Source organism: Cupriavidus sp. GW823-FHT07A04 (assembly GCF_058794615.1).
Window position 1 is genome coordinate 1 of sequence record NZ_JBXAHA010000037.1, and the last position, 17,179, is coordinate 17,179.

A 17,179-nucleotide genomic window follows, 5' to 3' on the forward strand; every position below is an offset into this window, starting at 1 on the left:
TCTTTGCCTACTTTCTTGGCAAGACAAGAAAGTAGGTCGCCGCCCCGCAGGGGTGGTGAAACTGCAGTTGCAGTTGCAGTTGCAGTTGCAGTTGCAGTTGCAGTTGCAGTTGCAGTTACTACCAACAACCAACAACACCCCCCTCACTCCCCAAACGCCGCCGCAGCCCTCTGCAACCGATCCCGAACCCCATCCCACTCATGCCCAGCCGGCAAGGCCTCAAACACCAGCCGCGCAAACCCCTCCCCATCCAGCCGGCGCAACAAGCTATAAAGCGCCCGCGCATAACCCTCGGCATCGGCAGGCGCCTCTACCCACACACACCGCGGATCGGCAGCCGCCTGAACACCAACCCACGCCACCAGCGCGTCGGCGGGCAAATCGACCAGTTGCGCAGGCAGATCCGCGGCAGAGCACAAACCCAACGGCGTATGCGGCGCGTAGTGCGCCTTCAGCGTACCTGACGCGCGCGGCGCGGCAGCATCCGGCGGCAACGGCGTGACGCCCAGCACCTTCGCCATCATGGCCGGCGTGATGGCGCCCGGGCGCAGCAGCACCGGGCCAATGCCCTGCTCCAGCCGCGACAGGTCCACGATGGTCGATTCGATGCCCACCTCAACGTCGTCGCCTTCCAGCACGAAGACCGCATCGCCAAACTCGTCGCGCACGTGCTGCGCCGTGGTCGGGCTAACCTGCCCAAACTTGTTCGCGGACGGCGCGGCAATGCCGCCACGGCCACGCTTGAAGCGGCCCAGCAGCGCCTGCGCAACCGGATGCGACGGGCAACGCAGGCCAATGCTGTCCTGGCCGCCGGCAACCGCCGCCGGGATATGCGCCGCGCGCTTGAGGATCAGCGTAAGCGGGCCGGGCCAGAAGGCGTCGATCAGGTCTTGCGCGGCCGGCGGCACATCGTCCACCCAGTAGCTGATGTCGCCGCCATCCACCACGTGCACGATGATCGGGTGATTGGACGGGCGCCCCTTGGCCGCGTAGATACGGGCGATGGCCTCGGGGTTTTCCGCGTCGGCGCCCAGGCCGTAGACCGTCTCGGTCGGGAAGGCGACCAGCTCGCCGGCCTCCAGCAGTTGGACCGCTTGGTCAAGTTCGGCGGACGTGGGCATGCGCGACATCGGGGATCTCTGAGGTAGCGTTACTACGAAGCTTCGAAACTACGGAGCTGCGAAAGCAGGAAAACGGAAAAGCCCGGCGCATGCGCCGGGCATGCCATCAAGGCGCGATGTGCAGCGCCGTCAGGGCCGCATCGAAGGCGCGCTCGGCGTCGGCCGCCGCGCCGCCCACGCAATTCACATGGCCCATCTTGCGCGAGGGGCGCGCATCGCTCTTGCCATACAAGTGCAGCTTGGCGCCGGACTGGGCCACGACTTCGTCCCAGGCCGGCGTGCGTTCCAGGCCGAATTCGAACCACACATCGCCCAGCAGGTTGAGCATCTTGCCGGCCGAATGCTGGCGCGTGCTGCCCAGCGGCAGGCGCGCCATGGCGCGCACCTGCTGCTCGAACTGGCTGGTCTCGCAGGCGTCCATGGTGATGTGGCCGGAGTTGTGCGGGCGCGGCGCCATTTCGTTGGCGACCAGCGAGCCATCTGTCAGCACGAAGAACTCGATGCACAGCACGCCCACATAGCCCATCTCGGTGGTGATGGTGGCGGCCGCGGCGCGGGCACGCGCGGCGATCTCGTCGGAGACGCTGGTGGACGGCATCACGGTGGAGAACAGGATGCCGTCGCGGTGCACGTTTTCGGCCAGCGGCCAGGTCGCCGTGGTGCCGTCGGCAGCGCGCGCGGCCAGTACCGAAACCTCGTAGGCCAGCGGCAACATCTTTTCCAGCACACACGGCACGTGCTGCATGGCGCGCCACGCTGCACGCACGTCTTCGCGGGTCCTGACACGGGCCTGGCCCTTGCCGTCATACCCCATGCGCGCGGTCTTGAGGATGCCGGGCAGCAGGTCCTCGGGCACCTGGTCGACGTCCGCGTCGTGCTGGATCACCCAGTGCGGCGCGGTGGGCACGCCGGTGCGCTCGGCGCAGGAAGCGAAGAATTTCTTCTCGCCGATGCGGTTCTGCGCGATCGACACGCAATAGCCGCGCGGCGCGACGAAGGCGCCGAGTTGCTCCAGCCGGTCGAGCGAGAGCGAGGGCACGTTCTCGAACTCGGTGGTCACCGCCGGGCACAGCTTGGCCATCTCGGCCAGCGCGGCTTCATCCGTATAGGCCGCGCAGATGTGCTTCTCGGCGATGGTGCCGGCCGGGCTGTCCTGGTCCGGATCGAGCACGCAAACCTTGTAGCCCATCGACTGCGCGGCATGGGTGAACATGCGGCCGAGCTGGCCGCCGCCCAGCATGCCTAGCCAGGCGCCGGGCAGCACCGGCGCGCTGGGATTGTCGATGCCGAACTCGGCACGCGACTCCGGCGTGTGGGCTTCGACCAGGTGGGGATGGATATCGGTTGGCATTGCGCGTCTTTCCGGATTCGGGGGCTTGGGGCTAGTCGGTGTGCGTGCGAATGTGCGTATTACACCGGCAGCGTCATGGCGCGGGCAGCTTCGGTCTGCTTGGCGCGGAACGCTTCGAGCGCGGCGGCCAGCGCGTCGTCGGTGGTGGCGAGCGTGGCAATGGCGTGCAGCGCGGCATTGGCGGCGCCCGCTTCGCCGATGGCGAAGGTGGCAACCGGCACGCCCTTGGGCATCTGCACGATCGACAGCAGCGAGTCCTCGCCACGCAGGTAGCGCGACGGCACCGGCACGCCGAACACCGGCACGATGGTCTTGGCGGCGATCATGCCGGGCAGGTGCGCGGCACCGCCGGCACCGGCGATGATGGCGCGCAGGCCACGCGCGCGCGCGGTGGCGGCGTACTCGAACATGTCGTCGGCCATGCGGTGGGCGGAAACCACGCGTGCCTCGAAGGCCACGCCGAAATCCTTCAGCATGGCGACCGCGTTCTGCATCACGTCCCAGTCGGAACTGCTGCCCATCACAACGCCGACCAGCGGCTTGGCTGTATTGCTCACGTTAAGTCCTTAAAAATCTGTCTAGCGCATATGGATTGCGCCAACTTTCGCTTTGCATTTTTCGCTCCCCTCTCCCGCTTGCGGGAGAGGGGTTGGGGGAGAGGGCGGGCGCTCGATGCGCCTGCGAGCCGTGAAAAACCATTGGCTCTGCTTCAGGTGGCGCCTAGCTAAGCCACCCCTCTCCCCGGCCCTCTCCCCCTGAGGGGAGAGGGAGTAAACGCCATTGGGCATTTCAAGCAGCATTGGCGCACCGGCCGGCTTCGGCCAGCGCCAGCGCCGCCCACCATTACTGCAGTTCCTCGCCGGTCAGGCGCGTCAGCGCCTCGCGGTACTTGGCGGCGGTCTTCTCGATCACGTCGGCGGGCAATGCAGGCGCCGGGGCGGTCTTGGGCCAGGGCTTGCCGTCGATGCGCACGGCTTCCAGCCAGTCGCGCACGAACTGCTTGTCGAAGGACGGCGGGTTGGTGCCGACTTCGTACGAATCCGCGGGCCAGAAGCGCGAGGAGTCGGCGGTCAGCACTTCGTCCATCAGCGTCAGCGTGCCGTTCTCGTCCAGGCCGAACTCGAACTTGGTGTCGGCGATGATGATGCCGCGGGTGGCGGCGTAGTCGGCCGCTTCCTTGTACAGGCGGATCGAGATGTCGCGCATCTGGCGGGCCAGGTCGGCGCCGATGCGCTCTTCCGTTTCAGCGAAGGAGATGTTCTCGTCGTGCTCGCCCATCTCGGCCTTGGCGGCCGGGGTGAAGATCGGCTCGGGCAGCTTCTGCGCGTTCTGCAGGCCGGCGGGCAGTTCGATGCCGCACACGCTGCCGGTGGCCTGGTAGTCCTTCCAGCCGCTGCCGGCCAGGTAGCCGCGCACCACGGCTTCCACCAGGATCGGCTTGAGGCGCTTGACCACCACGGCGCGGCCTTGCACCTGCTCGACTTCGGCCGGGCTCACCACGGTCTCGGCGGCAATGCCGGTTTCGTGGTTCGGCACGATGTGAGCCAGCTTCTTGAACCAGAAGTTGGCCATCTGGTTAAGCACGCGGCCCTTGGCCGGGATCGGCTCGCCCAGGATGACGTCGAAGGCCGACAGGCGGTCGGTGGTGACGATCAGCAGCTTGTCGTCGCCGACGGCGTAGTTGTCGCGGACCTTGCCGTGGCCGAGCAGCGGCAGCGAAGTGATGGAGGACTGGTAGAGAGCGTTCGACATGGTATTTCGGTGGTTCGGTGGTTCCGATGGGAGGCACTAACAGAATGATTCTGGCGCCGGGCCAGAACAACTGCTTCGCTTCATTTTGTTAGCGCTTTTCAGCGCCCCGGCGCCGGAGCCTGAAAAGCGTCGTCCCCGCGCCTGCCCCGTTTGACGGGATCGGGGCGGGGACGGCACGCGGTCCTGCTTACTGCACGACCTGGGCGAGTTCGCCCGACTTGTACTTCTGCGCGATGGCGTCGAGCGAGACCGGCTTGATCTTGGCGGCCTGGCCTTCGCAGCCAAAGGCGACATAGCGTGCCTTGCAAACCAGCTTGGCGGCTTCGCGGGCCGGCTTCAGGTATTCGCGCGGGTCGAACTTGCTCGGGTTCTCGGCAAAGAAGCGGCGGATCGCACCGGTCATGGCAAGGCGGATATCGGTGTCGATATTGATCTTGCGCACGCCGTACTTGATGGCTTCCTGGATTTCCTCGACCGGCACGCCGTAGGTTTCCTTCATGTCGCCGCCGAACTGGCGGATTTCCGCGAGCAGTTCCTGCGGGACCGACGACGAGCCGTGCATCACCAGGTGGGTGTTGGGGATGCGGGCGTGGATTTCCTTGATGCGGTTGATCGCCAGGATATCGCCAGTGGGCTTGCGGGTGAACTTGTAAGCGCCGTGCGAGGTACCGATGGCGATCGCCAGGGCGTCCAGCTGGGTGGCCTTGACGAAGTCGGCGGCTTGCTCAGGGTCAGTCAGCAGCATGGAATGGTCCAGCTTGCCTTCGGCGCCGATGCCGTCTTCCTCGCCGGCTTCGCCGGTCTCGAGCGAGCCCAGGCAGCCAAGCTCGCCTTCCACGGTCACGCCGATGGCGTGCGAGAGCTGCACCACCTTGCGGGTCACTTCGATGTTGTACTCGTAGTCGGACGGGGTCTTGCCGTCTTCACGCAGCGAGCCGTCCATCATCACCGAGGAGAAGCCCAGGTCGATCGCGGCCTGGCAGATCGCCGGCGACTGGCCGTGATCCTGGTGCATCACCACCGGGATATGCGGATAGGCTTGCACTGCGGCTTCGATCAGGTGGCGCAGGAAGTGCTCGCCGGCGTACTTGCGCGCGCCTGCGGAGGCTTGCATGATCACCGGCGCATTGACTTCGTCGGCGGCCTGCATGATGGCCTGAACCTGTTCCAGGTTGTTCACGTTGAAGGCGGGCAGCGCGTAGCCGTTTTCGGCGGCGTGGTCGAGCAGCTGGCGCATCGATACGAGTGGCATGTCAAACTCCTAAAGAAAGAATGGGGTGTCTCGTTTAATGATTTAATGATCTGGTCGAGCTGGTCGATCTGGTCGTTCTTTGCTGTTCGCGCAAGACACCGTCTCAACGCGATTTATCCTGGGTGATCCTGTGCGCTCAGGCGCCGGCTGTCTGTCCGGCGCGGCACATATCAGGCGCCAACCCGGACAATCTTCAGCGTATTCGTGCCACCCGGCTGGCCCATCGGCTCGCCAATGGTCAGCACGATAAAGTCGCCGCGCTGCACAACGCCGCGCGACAGCAGCAGTTCCTCGGCCTGTTCCAGCGCGGTGTCGCGGTCGGCGCTGGCTTCCAGCGGCAGCGGCACCACATTGCGATAGAGCTGCATCTTGCGCTGCGAGGCCAGGTTGGGCGTCATCGCGTAGATCGGCACATGGATGCGATGCCGGCTCATCCACAGCGCGGTGGCGCCGGAATCGGTCAGCGCGGCAATGGCCTTTACCTGCAAATGATAGGCGGTGAACAGTGCGCCCATGGCGATCGACTGGTCGATGCGGCCAAAGGTCTGGTTGAGGAAATCGGTGTCGAGCTGGACCACCTCGGACTTCTCCGCCTCGACGCAGACCGCGGCCATGGCTTCCACGGTTTCCACCGGATAGCGGCCGGCGGCGGTCTCGGCCGACAGCATCACGGCATCGGTGCCGTCCAGCACGGCGTTGGCCACGTCCGACACCTCGGCGCGCGTGGGCACCGGGTTGACGATCATGCTCTCCATCATCTGGGTGGCGGTGATGGTCAGCTTGTTGGCCTCGCGCGCCAGCCGGATCATGCGCTTTTGCAGCGCGGGCACGGCCGCGTTGCCCACTTCCACGGCCAGGTCGCCGCGGGCCACCATGATGCCGTCGGAGGCCTGCAGGATCTCTTCCAGCACGCCCGGGCGGATCGCCTCGGCGCGCTCGATCTTGGCGATCATGCGGGCCTTGTGCTGGTGCGGCTGACCGGCCACCGCGGCAAGCTGGCGCGCCATTTCCATATCGGTGGCGTTCTTGGGAAAGCTCACCGCGACATAGTCCGCGCCCAGCGCCATGGCGGTCTTGATGTCTTCCATGTCCTTGGCGGTCAGCGCCGGCGCCGACAGGCCGCCGCCCTGGCGGTTGATGCCCTTGTTGTTGGACAGCTCGCCGCCGATCCGGACCGTGGTGAAAATCTCGTGACCTAGCACGCGGTCCACCACCAGCACGATCAGGCCATCGTTGAGCAGCAGCAGGTCGCCCGGGCCCACGTCGCGCGGCAGGTCCTCGTAATCGAGGCCGGCGCGTTCCTGGTTGCCCAGGGTGCAGGTAGCGTCGAGGATGAAGGGCTCACCCACGTTCAGCGTGATCTTGCCGTGCTCGAACTTGCCGACGCGGATCTTCGGCCCTTGCAGGTCAGCCATGATGGCGACTTCCCTGCCGCAGGCCTTGGCGGCCTCGCGCACCAGGCGGGCGCGCTCGATATGGTCCGCGGCTACGCCGTGGGAGAAATTCAGGCGCACCACGTCGACCCCTGCCGCGATCATGCGCGTGAGCATTTCCAGCGTGCTGGAAGCGGGGCCGATGGTAGCGACGATCTTGGTGGAACGGGTCATGAACTGATTTTCCTTATCGAGGGCCAGCGCCGTCCGGCGACGCCGGCACGGCTTGCTTCCTGCGCGCCACGCGGCGCCGGCGCCAGGCCAGCGCAAACCACAGCAGCGGCACACCAACCAGCAGCCACGGCAGCGCGCCGGCGGCCACGCGGATCAGCATGGCCAGGCTGCCGAGGAACAACTCGGCGATATCGTTAAAAGCGTCGCGCAGCGGCGACACCTTTCGTTGGCTGACAAAGCTCTCGCGCGCAACGAAATCGATACGGACTTCGTTGCGATCTGTTTGCGCCGCCAGCATCTTGCGCAGGCCGTGGATGGTATCCAGCTCGCCCTGCACGCGCGCCAGTTCGCGCTCCAGCTCGATCACGTCGCGCAGCGGGCCGCGCGCATTCTGCAGCATGGCACGCAGGCGGTCGCGCAGCTCGGTGGTGTTCTTGATGCGGGCCTCGGCATCGATCACCTGGTCTGTCTTGTCTTCGCTCGACACGGCGTTGGATACCACCGTGCCGCCTTGCTCCGCCGCTTTCAGCAGATCCGGCAAGGCCTTGGGCGCGATGCGCGCGCGCAGCTCGCCGCGCGGCGGCGCACCATCGCGGCTGCGGGTGAAGGCCGCCTCCAGCAACTCGCAGCCGAGCGCCTGGCAGCGTTGCACCACGCTCTTCCAGCCAGTCTCCAGCGCGTCGGCGGAATTCTCCACCGTCAGCGCGTACTTCAGCGCCAGGTAGCGGCGCTCCGCCTCCTGCTGCTCGCTCTGGCCGCCTCGCGCCAACTCGCCGGCGGCCATCCCGCCGGCCGCGGCGGCGGCCAGGGGACGCCCCTCTGGCGCGCCGCCGCCCGGGCGGCCGCACGCGCTCAGGGCCAGAAGCGAGGCGGCCAGCAGCAACGCCGCCAGTCCACGCTTGCTGGCCATGCCAGTGCCAAACCCTCGCAAACCCGCCACCCTCAGCCCGCGGCGCGCTGTTCCAGCACCTCGAACGCGGGCAGCTTCTTGCCTTCCAGGAATTCCAGGAAGGCGCCGCCGCCGGTGGAGATGTAGCCCACCTGGTCAGCGATGCCGTATTTGGCGATGGCCGCCAGCGTGTCGCCCCCGCCGGCGATCGAGAACGCCTTGGACTCGGCGATGGCTTGGGCCAGCACCTTGGTGCCATTGCTGAACTGGTCGAACTCGAACACGCCGACCGGGCCGTTCCACACGATGGTGCCGGCCAGCTTGAGCTGGTCCGCCAGCATCTGCGCGGTCTTGGGGCCGATGTCGAGGATCATGTCGTCGTCGGCCACGTCCTTCGCGTCCTTGACGGTGGCAACAGCGGTGGCGCTGAACTCCTTGGCGCACACCACGTCCACGGGGATGGGCACCGAGGCGCCGCGCGCGGCCATGAGATCGATGATGGTGCGCGCATCGGCCACCAAGTCAGCCTCGGCCAGCGACTTGCCGATCTTCAGGCCGGCAGCCAGCATGAAGGTATTGGCGATGCCGCCGCCGACGATCAGGTTGTCGACCTTGCCGGCCAGCGTCTTGAGGATGGTCAGCTTGGTGGACACCTTGGAGCCGGCGACGATTGCCACCAGCGGACGCGCCGGCTGGCCCAGGGCCTTGCCCAGCGCATCGATCTCGGCAGCCAGCAGCGGGCCGGCGCAGGCGATGGGGGCGTATTTGGCGATGCCGTGGGTGGTGGCTTCGGCGCGGTGCGCGGTGCCGAAGGCATCGTTCACGTAGACGTCGCACAGCTTGGCCATCTTCTGGGCCAGTTCGTCGCTGTTCTTCTTTTCGCCCTTGTTGACGCGGCAGTTTTCCAGCAGCACCACTTCGCCGGGCTTGACCGTGCTCACTTCGCCGTTGCCGTCGACCCAGTTCTGCACCAGCTTGACCGGCTTGCCGAGCAACTCGGCCAGGCGCGTGGCCACAGGCGCCAGCGAATCCTCGGGCTTGAACTCGCCTTCGGTCGGGCGGCCCAGATGCGACGTCACCATCACGGCGGCGCCTGCCTGCAGGCAGGCTTCGATAGCGGGCACGGAGGCGCGGATGCGGGTATCTTCGGTGATTTGGCCGGCGTCATCCTGCGGCACGTTCAGGTCGGCGCGGATAAAAACCCGCTTGCCGGCAATTTTGCCTTGGGAGATGAGATCGGAAAGACGCAGGACAGAGGTCATGGCGGTGGCTGGAGAGCGAAAATCGGGGAAAATCGGCATTTTACCTGATCGCAAGGGCCATTTTGCGGGATTGCGCCCCGGATGCATCCGCCAGTGGGTGCCCCGTTCGCCACATGCGGCGAGTAGCGTGCCGCATCCTTGCAACGCACCCCCTGAATGAGGGGTGCGACAATTGCACTGCGTCTCGTACGCTGATGCCAAAGCGCGCAATGTATGCACAAGTCGGCACAAGATAAGCACGCAAAAACATAGCCAGAGGCCCGCCTCAGACGGGACCCAAGGCACTGGCGCCGGACGCGCTTACGGTAAGCGGCGTCGGCGCCACGCGGCTAGCGCCGTTGTCGCGAAGGCAGGGGTAACCATGAACGAAGACATGCACGGGGCAATCCGTGGCTTGTACGAAGGGATTCTTGACGCGCAGGCCTGGCAGCGAAGCCTGCACACCTTGAGCAACATCGTAGGCAGCGCGCACGCATCGATGATCGTGCGCGACACCGATCGCGACCTGATGACGGTCAACGAGGTCGTGCGCCCGGTGCAGGAGCTGTTCAGCGCCTACGAGAAGGAGTTCCACACGCTGGATCCGGGCAAGCTGTTTGCCCACAACCTCTCCCCCGGCGAGTGGTACATCGACGCGCGCGATTTCGGCGAAGGCGCGATGCAGCGCAGCCCCTTCTATCGGGAGTTCTTCCACCGCTTCGACCTATGCTCCTACGCAGCCTGCCTGGTCGAGCGAAAGCCCCACTACGAGGTGTATTTCGCGCTGCAGCGCTCGTTCTCGCAAGGCAATTTCACGCCAGCGGATGTCAGCGCGCTGGACTGGGCGCTGCCTCACATGCGCAGCGCCATGGCCATGCGCGACCGCACCATCGGGCTGTCGACGCTGGCGCAACTGTCAGGGCAGATCCTGGAGCGCCTGTCGTTCGGCGTGATCGCCTTCTCGCCCGAGCGGCGCGTGCTGCTGAGCAATGGCATCGGCGAGCGCTGGGTGCGGCGGCTGGCCCCCGCCGGCAAGACTGGCGAGTGGCAGTTGTCGCGCTCGCTGGCCGACATGGTGACGGCCGCCTGCGCGCCGCGCAGCACGGTACCGGCGCAGGCGGCAATCGCCCGCCATGGCAACGGCGCCTGCGCGCAGCTGATCGTGCTGCCGCTGCCGCCCTCCCACATCTTTGCGCTGCCTTGGCAGCAACCCGCCGCGCTGGTGGTGATCCATGAAGACGCGCAGGCACCGGCGGAACTGCCGCAACTGCTGCGCGAAGTCTATGGACTGACGCCCGCCGAGACCCGCCTGGCGAGCCTGCTGGCCACCGGCATGGGCCTGCCCGAAGCCAGCGAGCGCCTGCACGTGCGCCACGAAACCGCGCGCAGCCAGCTCAAGGCGGTATTCCTCAAGACCGGCGCCAGCACGCAGGCCCGCCTGACGCGGCTGCTGACCCAGCTGGGCACGGCGCTCGGCCCCGCGCCGCAAGGGCCGAGCGACGCCAGCGACGCGGCCTAGCGGATCGCGCCTTCTCGCGCCTTCTCGCGCCTTCGGGGCCCGGCGTTCGCCCGGCCCCGGCTCAGCCGAGCAGCCGCATGGCGGTATAGACCGCCATGCCCGCCACGATCATGCCCACCATGCGCCGCGTCACCAGGTAGAACACCAGCGCCACCGCGCCGGCCACCAGCTTGTAGTTGCTGGGAGCCAGCGTGAAATGCCCCTGCCAGGTCATCAGGTCGGGCAGGATGATGGCCGCCAGCGCCGCCGCCGGCGCGTAGCGCAGCGCGCGCTGGATGCGGTCTGGCACCGTCACGCGCTCGCCCGCCATCAGGAACAGCGCACGCGTGACGATGGTCACCAGCGCCATGCCGACCAGCGCGATCCAGATCTCGAGATGGCTCATGCCCGGTCCTCTGCCGCCGCAGCCGCTGACTGGGCCGCTGACCGGGCCGCCGCCTGCGCGGGCGCATGCTCGGCCTTGCGGCGGCGGATGCCCCGCAAGGTCGCGCGCGCCGCCAGTTCGTCGCTGGCCATGCCGGCCGCGATCGCCCCCACCACCGCCGCCACCAGGCCAAGCCGGTAAGGCAGGTCGAAGCACAGCAGCGCCAGCGCGGAAGCCACGGCCACCGCCAGCAGCGTCGAGCGCGAGCGGATGGTCGTGACCATCACGGGAATCAGCGCCAGCGTGCCTGCCAGCCCCAGGCCCCAGCTGTCCGGGAACGCGCTGGCCAGCACGATGCCGATGATCGACGAGACCTGCCACATGGCGAAATTGGTCAGCGCCATGCCCCAGAAGTACCCTTCCTTGCCCGGCTCATGGCCTGGCGTGGCATAGCGCTGCATGAAGTAGACGAAATGCAGGTCGCCGTTGAACGACCCCAGCAGCGTGCGGCGCCACAGCGGCAGGTAGCTGAAATGCGGCTGCAGCCCCGCACTGAAGATCACGAAGCGCAGGTTGACGATGGCGGCGGTCAGCCACACTGTCCACAACGGCAGGCCCGCCGCGAACAGCGGCAGCACGGACAACTGGGCCGAGCCCGCATAGACCAGCAACGACATGCCGATCGCCTCGGGCACGTTCATCACCGACTTGCTCATGGCCACGCCCGTCACCAGTCCCCAGGAGAACACGGCAGGCAGGGAAGGCGCGAAATAACGCGCCCCCTCGATAAAGCCAGCCCGCTCGGCCGGGGCAAAACGATGCCAGGGACGCAGCAGGGCCTGGGGCGGTCGGAAGGTCATAGCTGAAGGATTGGGGGGATGGCAGCCGCCGGGGGCGGGGCTAGCCCTTGGGCTTAGGGGGAATTGGGCATTATAGGGGGAGTGGGAGGGGGTGGTAAGTGGTTGCTTAATTTGCGGGGTTGGTCGCTTTTTTTTTTGAGCGGCGTTGGTTTTTGGACCCAAAAGCCATACGACATCCCCCTGCGGGGGCTGCCGGTCACTCTTCTTTGCGTCGGCAAAGAAGACTAACGAGAAGAAAGCCGACCCTGCCGGGCGCAGAGCAATCGCGGGGGCGCGGGGCGCTGGTTTCGTCGTATGGCCAGTGGTTCTGCTGGTATCTGCCGTTACCGGCTCACAGATCACCGCAATGGCATGACCCATGGGTTTCGTCGTGGGGCCCCTGACCTCGGGCGCGGCGCCCATTCCCGCATCTGCCGTTCGCGGTGCGAAGTGCTGCGCCGTTTCGGGTGTGACTGGTTTCGTGGTTTTGTCTCGGAGGACGAGCGTCGTGGGGGTGAGCGCGGCCCTCGCGGGCGGGCCACGGTGCCCACCACGAAACCAGGGGGGTTGATAGCAAAGTGCCGCTCGCGCCGGTACGGCAGGGCATCAAATGGCCGGGCGGCCACCGTCAGAGACAAAACCACGAAACCACCGAGGCAGGCAGGATCGTGGCGCTACGCACCGCGAACGGCAGATGCCCGAACGCGCACCGAGCAAAGCGATCAGGGGCACCACCACGTGACCATTGGGTCATGCAATTACGATGTCCATCAAGCCGGTATGGCAAAGGCCAGCCAACACTCCGGGCCGTACGACGCAACCACAGCCCCACATAAGCCCGATTGCTCTGCCCCCGGCAGGGTCGGCTTTCTTCTCGTTAGTCTTCTTTGCCGACGCAAAGAAGAGTGACCGGCAGCCCCCGCAGGGGGATGTCGTATGGCTTTTGGGCCCAAAAACCAACGCCGTATCAGATCAAAGCCAAATCAAACAGCAAGATCCAACGGTTCTGCCCTTGCCCCCAACAACCAACGCCATATCAATCAATCGACGCCCCAACACTCCTAACCACCCCCGCCCACTTCTGCCGATCCGCCTTCACCGTAGTCCGGAACTGCTCAACCGTCTCGATCCGCGGCGAATTCCCCGCCTCGATCAGCTTCTGCCGGATCGCCGGCGTTTCCAGCGCGACCTTGACCGCATCGTTGATCTTCTTGCTGATCTTGGGATCCAGCCCCTTGGGGCCGAAGAAGCCAAACCAGATGGTGCTGTTGAAGCCGGGCAATCCGCTCTCGGCGATCGTCGGCACTTCGGGAATCACCGCCACACGGTTCTTGGTGGTCACGCCAAGCAGCCGCACCTTACCGGCGCGATATTGCGGCAACACGCTCTGCACCTGATTAAAAATGCAGCAGACCTCGCCCTTGAGCACGGCTTGCAGCGCATCGGGGCCACCCTTGTATGGCACATGGACCATATCCAGGCCGGCGCGCGCGTTGAATTCGGCGAAGGCCAGGTGCGTGCCGGTGCCGTTGCCGGTCGACGCGTAGTTGTACTTGCCGGGGTTGGCCTTGACCTTCTCGATGAACTCCTTGACCGACTTCACGTCGATCACGGCAGGGTTCACGGTCAGCACGTTGGAGACCTCCACCAGCGGCGCGACGGGCGTGAAATCGGCTTCGGCGTCGAACGGCAGGCTCTTGTACAGGGCGGGGTTGATGCCGTGGGTGGCGGCGGTGCCGAGCAGCAGCGTGTAGCCGTCGGGCTTGGCATGGGCCACCACTTCGGAGGCGACATTGCCACCGGCGCCGGGGCGGTAGTCATAGATGATGGTGGCCTTGAGCGACTTCTGCAGCGATTCCTGCAGCGTGCGTCCCACCATGTCCACGCCGGAACCGGCGGTAAAGCCCATCAGGATGGTGATCGGCTGGGTCGGCCAGGCCGGGTCCTGCGCGCGGGCCGGAGCGGCCAGCGTGCCTAGCGCGGCCAGCAGGCCAAGGCCGGCGGCCAGGCGGGAAGCACGGAACGAACGGGACTGGAAAGCGGACGAGATGCGGCGGGTAGCAGTGCGGAACATGGGGGTACCGTCGAAAAAAGGAATGCGGGTCGGGGCTGCCGGCCGGGGTCTGGCGCCCCGGGCCAAAACAGCAAGATACCAACGATCCGCCGCATTACCAACGATGGAGTTCGCTTGAGGGTATGCCATGTTGGTATAAGCAGACATGGACCGGGGTCCCGCCGCCGCCCGCACAGGCGAAAGGCGAAAGCGCCCCTGCACCCCTAGCTGCGCAACAGCCCCACCAGTTCGTCGATGTCCGGCAGCGCCGCCGCCGTGCCGATGAAGCCGGCCCCGCCGTCCTCGCCCGCCTCCAGGATGCCATCGGCCAGCGCGCGCTTGCCGTGATGCAGCGTGAGGATACGTTCCTCGATGGTGCCCGCGCTGATCAGCCGGTAGACGGTCACCGGGCGCTGCTGCCCGATGCGGTGGGCGCGGCCCATGGCCTGGTCCTCTGCCGCCGGGTTCCACCAGGGGTCGGCGATGATCACGTAGTCGGCTGCCGTCAGGTTGAGGCCGAAGCCGCCGGCCTTCAGGCTGATCAGGAAGACATCGCCCTCGCCGGCCTGGAACGCCGCCACGCGCCGCGTGCGCTCGGCCGCCGGCGTGGCGCCGTCGAGGTACTGCCAGGCCAGGCCGGCCTCGTCCAGCCCCCCGCGCAGCAGTTGCAGGAAGTCGACGAACTGGCTGAAGACCAGCGTCTTGTGCCCGTTGGCGGCCAGCTCGCCGGCCAGTTGCACGAAGGCGCGCACCTTGGCGCCCGCCTGCCCGCGTTCCAGTTGCAGCTCGGGCGTGACCAGGCGCGCGTCGCAGGCGGCGCGCCGCATCCGCATGAGTTGCGCCAGCACATGGATGCGCGCCTCGGCGGCGGGCTGGCCGGCGGCGGTCTTGCGGGCCTTCGGGCCTTTGACCACGGCCTCGGCATCGGCGAGTGCCTGGCGGCGCAGCGCTTCATAGTGGGCCGCCTCGATCGGGTCCTGCTCGATGCGCAACACCAGCTCGGTGCGCGGCGGCAGTTCGTCCAGCACCTGGGCCTTGGTCCGGCGCAGCACGAACGGCGCGATCATGCGGCGCAGCCGCTGGGCCGCCTCGCGCACGCCATTGCGCTCGATCGGCACGGCGAAGTGCTCGTTGAAGCGGACCAGCGAGCCGAGCAGGCCGGGGTTGCAAAAGCGCATGATCGACCACAGTTCGGCCAGCCGGTTTTCCACCGGCGTGCCCGACAGCGCCATGCGGAAATCGGCCCGCAGCTCGAACACCGCCTGCGAGCGTTTGGTGGCGGCATTCTTGAACGCCTGCGCTTCATCGGCCACCACCGTGTGCCACTCGCGCTGGCAGAAGGCGTCGCGCGCCTGCAGCAGCAGCGTGTACGAGACGATCACCACGTCATGCGGGCCGGCCTGTTCCAGCAAGGCCGCGCGCTCGCCCTCGGCATAGATGTGCACGCGCAGCGTCGGCGCGAAGCGCCTTGCCTCTTCGGCCCAGTTGCCGCACACGGAGGTCGGCGCGATCACCAGCGCGGCGCCGCCGTCAGCGCGCGCCAGCATCACGGCGAGCGCCTGCAGCGTCTTGCCCAGCCCCATGTCGTCGGCCAGGCAGGCGCCGAAGCCGGCCTCGGCGAGCGACATGGCCCAGCGGTAGCCGTCTTCCTGGTAGGGCCGCAGTTGCGCGGCCAGGTTGGCCGGCAGCACGGCGTCGCTGTTGCGCGCCCGGCGCAGCCGCGCCACGCGCTGGCGGAAATGCTGGTCGGGGTCGATGCCGGCGCCGGCCAGCACGTCGTCCAGCCAGGGCGCCGCCATCAGCGGCACCTTGATGCCATCGGGCACGTTGTGCGCCACGCTGGCCAGGTCGCGCAGCCTGGCGCGCAGGCTGCGCGTGAGCGCCACATACACGCCCTGCCCCATCGGCATGAAGCGCCCGGCATGGCTGCCGGCCCAGGCCAGCAACTGGCCGAGCTGCAGCACCAGCCCCTCGGCCACGCCCAGTTCGCCGACCAGCTTGAACCATTCGCTCTCGGTTTCGATATGCACCGCCAGTTGCGGGATGTCGGCGCCCACCACGCGGATTTCCTTGCCCCGGGGCCATTCCACCGCCAGCACGGCGGGCAGCCCGGGCAACTGCTCGACCACCGACAACGCTTCCTCCGGGTCGGCCAGGGTCCAGTCGTACTCGCCACTTTCCGACGAGCGCGGCACCAGGAAGGGCAGCGCGTCGAACACTTCAGCCACGCTCGCCAACTCGGCCTTGAGGTCGCGCACCGTGGCCAGGCTCTCCCCCTTGACCGCCGCCATCAGCCGCTCGCGCCCGCTACCCGGGGCCAGCCGTGGCCCGAGGGGGCCCAGCGGCGTCACCACCAAGCGCAGCGAAAGGCCTTCACCCAGCGGGGACAACTCGGCGCGCAGCCGGCTCTCGGTCTCGAGTTCGCGGGCGCTGCCGTCGTGGTCGGAGTGCACCTGGAAATGACCGGACAGCGCGCGCAGCGTGGCGTCAAGCTGCGCATGGGCCTCGGCCGGCACCGCCAGCCCGTCGGCGATCAGTTGCGCCGCGCCCTGCTGCGCCGGCGTGAGGCGGATCACACGCAGGCGCTGCGAGCCTTCGCGCAGCACGGTGATCTGGCGCAAGGCGTCGGCGTCCGCGCGGCTGCCGGCGGGCAGGAAGCTGTCCATCGCCGGGGCCTCGCGCACCGGGGGCGAGACCCGCAAGGTGTAGCGGCCGCCCTGGCGCACCACTTCCAGCGTGGGGGCGCCCTCCACCACTTCCAGCGTCTGCTCGGGCGCCTGCGCCAGCACCACGCCCGGATGCCCGACCAGCGCCAGCATGGCGGCGGCGCGATCGAGCACGTAGCGGCGGTGATAGGACTGGTCGCGGCGCACCGCCCGGGCGACACGGGCGTCCCACGGCTCCAGCCGGTCGTCTTCGGCAAGGCGGGCCAGCGGCACGGGACGCGGCTTGTTCCAGCCGCGCGCTCCGCGCTGCTGCTCCAGCGGCTCGATGGTGCCGACCGCGCCGTCGGCGTCGATGGTCAACGCCCACAACAGGCGGCTGGCGCTGGCGCCGTCGGGCGCACGCGTCTCGCCCGCCAGGGCCTGCAACGCTTCGAGCGCGAGCCGCCAGCTTTCCTGGCGCTGGCCGGCAAAGAAAGTCTGCGGCACCGGCTCGCCCGCCTCCAGCGCCAGCGCGGCGTCCAGTTG

Annotated in this window: 13 protein-coding genes; 1 reads left to right on the forward strand and 12 read right to left on the reverse strand. The window is 67.4% G+C overall.

From position 1 onward, the window contains the following. Positions 1 to 143 precede the first annotated feature (143 nt). From AC1Q7Q_RS39010 to AC1Q7Q_RS39045, 8 genes are all read right to left on the reverse strand, one after another. Positions 144 to 1,130, reverse strand: a complete 987-nt coding sequence (locus tag AC1Q7Q_RS39010; RefSeq protein ID WP_492376611.1) for an L-threonylcarbamoyladenylate synthase — start codon at positions 1,128 to 1,130, stop codon at positions 144 to 146. 97 nt (positions 1,131 to 1,227) lie between these two features. Beyond that, the gene (locus AC1Q7Q_RS39015) at positions 1,228 to 2,472 is read right to left on the reverse strand and encodes a 5-(carboxyamino)imidazole ribonucleotide synthase (RefSeq protein ID WP_492376612.1); all 1,245 of its coding nucleotides are present in this window, start codon (positions 2,470 to 2,472) and stop codon (positions 1,228 to 1,230) included. 59 nt (positions 2,473 to 2,531) lie between these two features. Further along, a complete protein-coding gene (gene purE / locus AC1Q7Q_RS39020) occupies positions 2,532 to 3,029 on the reverse strand; it encodes a 5-(carboxyamino)imidazole ribonucleotide mutase (protein ID WP_267605615.1) in 498 nt (165 codons plus the stop codon). 286 nt (positions 3,030 to 3,315) lie between these two features. Then, positions 3,316 to 4,224 (reverse strand): phosphoribosylaminoimidazolesuccinocarboxamide synthase, encoded by a 909-nt coding sequence (locus AC1Q7Q_RS39025; protein WP_043343946.1) that lies wholly within the window; start codon positions 4,222 to 4,224, stop codon positions 3,316 to 3,318. A gap of 187 nt (positions 4,225 to 4,411) precedes the next feature. After that, positions 4,412 to 5,476: a class II fructose-bisphosphate aldolase gene (gene fba / locus AC1Q7Q_RS39030; protein WP_174425967.1), complete on the reverse strand. Its 1,065-nt coding sequence runs from the start codon at positions 5,474 to 5,476 to the stop codon at positions 4,412 to 4,414. 170 nt (positions 5,477 to 5,646) lie between these two features. After that, positions 5,647 to 7,083 carry a pyruvate kinase gene (pyk, locus tag AC1Q7Q_RS39035; protein WP_150992693.1) on the reverse strand — a complete coding sequence of 479 codons (1,437 nt, stop codon included), beginning with the start codon at positions 7,081 to 7,083 and terminating at the stop codon, positions 5,647 to 5,649. Positions 7,084 to 7,096: 13 nt separating this feature from the next. Then, positions 7,097 to 7,993, reverse strand: coding sequence for a DUF4349 domain-containing protein (locus AC1Q7Q_RS39040; protein ID WP_492376613.1), 897 nt, complete (start codon positions 7,991 to 7,993; stop codon positions 7,097 to 7,099). Positions 7,994 to 8,025: 32 nt separating this feature from the next. Next, on the reverse strand, positions 8,026 to 9,234 hold the full coding sequence (locus AC1Q7Q_RS39045; RefSeq protein WP_492376614.1) for a phosphoglycerate kinase: 1,209 nt from the start codon (positions 9,232 to 9,234) through the stop codon (positions 8,026 to 8,028). A 361-nt stretch (positions 9,235 to 9,595) separates the two neighbouring features. Here AC1Q7Q_RS39045 and AC1Q7Q_RS39050 point away from each other — a divergent pair, with 361 nt between their 5' ends. Beyond that, the gene (locus AC1Q7Q_RS39050) at positions 9,596 to 10,732 is read left to right on the forward strand and encodes a helix-turn-helix transcriptional regulator (RefSeq protein ID WP_492376615.1); all 1,137 of its coding nucleotides are present in this window, start codon (positions 9,596 to 9,598) and stop codon (positions 10,730 to 10,732) included. A 61-nt stretch (positions 10,733 to 10,793) separates the two neighbouring features. Here AC1Q7Q_RS39050 and AC1Q7Q_RS39055 read toward each other — a convergent pair whose 3' ends face one another. The 4 genes from AC1Q7Q_RS39055 to AC1Q7Q_RS39070 form a co-directional block, all read right to left on the reverse strand. After that, positions 10,794 to 11,117, reverse strand: coding sequence for an AzlD domain-containing protein (locus AC1Q7Q_RS39055; protein WP_043343936.1), 324 nt, complete (start codon positions 11,115 to 11,117; stop codon positions 10,794 to 10,796). Further along, entirely contained in the window at positions 11,114 to 11,956 is an 843-nt protein-coding gene (locus AC1Q7Q_RS39060) for an AzlC family ABC transporter permease (RefSeq protein ID WP_492376616.1), read from the reverse strand. Before AC1Q7Q_RS39060 ends, AC1Q7Q_RS39055 begins: the two co-directional genes overlap by 4 nt. A gap of 1,015 nt (positions 11,957 to 12,971) precedes the next feature. Next, positions 12,972 to 14,009, reverse strand: coding sequence for a Bug family tripartite tricarboxylate transporter substrate binding protein (locus tag AC1Q7Q_RS39065; RefSeq protein WP_477134425.1), 1,038 nt, complete (start codon positions 14,007 to 14,009; stop codon positions 12,972 to 12,974). A 203-nt stretch (positions 14,010 to 14,212) separates the two neighbouring features. Continuing rightward, positions 14,213 to 17,140: a DEAD/DEAH box helicase gene (locus AC1Q7Q_RS39070; RefSeq protein WP_492373807.1), complete on the reverse strand. Its 2,928-nt coding sequence runs from the start codon at positions 17,138 to 17,140 to the stop codon at positions 14,213 to 14,215. Positions 17,141 to 17,179: the final 39 nt, after the last annotated feature.

Coding starts and splice junctions, on each gene's coding strand:
- AC1Q7Q_RS39040 (WP_492376613.1), bottom strand. CDS start 7,993: ATGGCCAGCAAGCGTGGACTGGCGGCGTTGCTGCTGGCCGCCTCGCTT.
- AC1Q7Q_RS39045 (WP_492376614.1), bottom strand. CDS start 9,234: ATGACCTCTGTCCTGCGTCTTTCCGATCTCATCTCCCAAGGCAAAATT.
- AC1Q7Q_RS39025 (WP_043343946.1), bottom strand. CDS start 4,224: ATGTCGAACGCTCTCTACCAGTCCTCCATCACTTCGCTGCCGCTGCTC.
- AC1Q7Q_RS39060 (WP_492376616.1), bottom strand. CDS start 11,956: ATGACCTTCCGACCGCCCCAGGCCCTGCTGCGTCCCTGGCATCGTTTT.
- AC1Q7Q_RS39065 (WP_477134425.1), bottom strand. CDS start 14,009: ATGTTCCGCACTGCTACCCGCCGCATCTCGTCCGCTTTCCAGTCCCGT.
- pyk (WP_150992693.1), bottom strand. CDS start 7,083: ATGACCCGTTCCACCAAGATCGTCGCTACCATCGGCCCCGCTTCCAGC.
- AC1Q7Q_RS39050 (WP_492376615.1), top strand. CDS start 9,596: ATGAACGAAGACATGCACGGGGCAATCCGTGGCTTGTACGAAGGGATT.
- fba (WP_174425967.1), bottom strand. CDS start 5,476: ATGCCACTCGTATCGATGCGCCAGCTGCTCGACCACGCCGCCGAAAAC.
- AC1Q7Q_RS39055 (WP_043343936.1), bottom strand. CDS start 11,117: ATGAGCCATCTCGAGATCTGGATCGCGCTGGTCGGCATGGCGCTGGTG.
- AC1Q7Q_RS39015 (WP_492376612.1), bottom strand. CDS start 2,472: ATGCCAACCGATATCCATCCCCACCTGGTCGAAGCCCACACGCCGGAG.
- AC1Q7Q_RS39010 (WP_492376611.1), bottom strand. CDS start 1,130: ATGTCGCGCATGCCCACGTCCGCCGAACTTGACCAAGCGGTCCAACTG.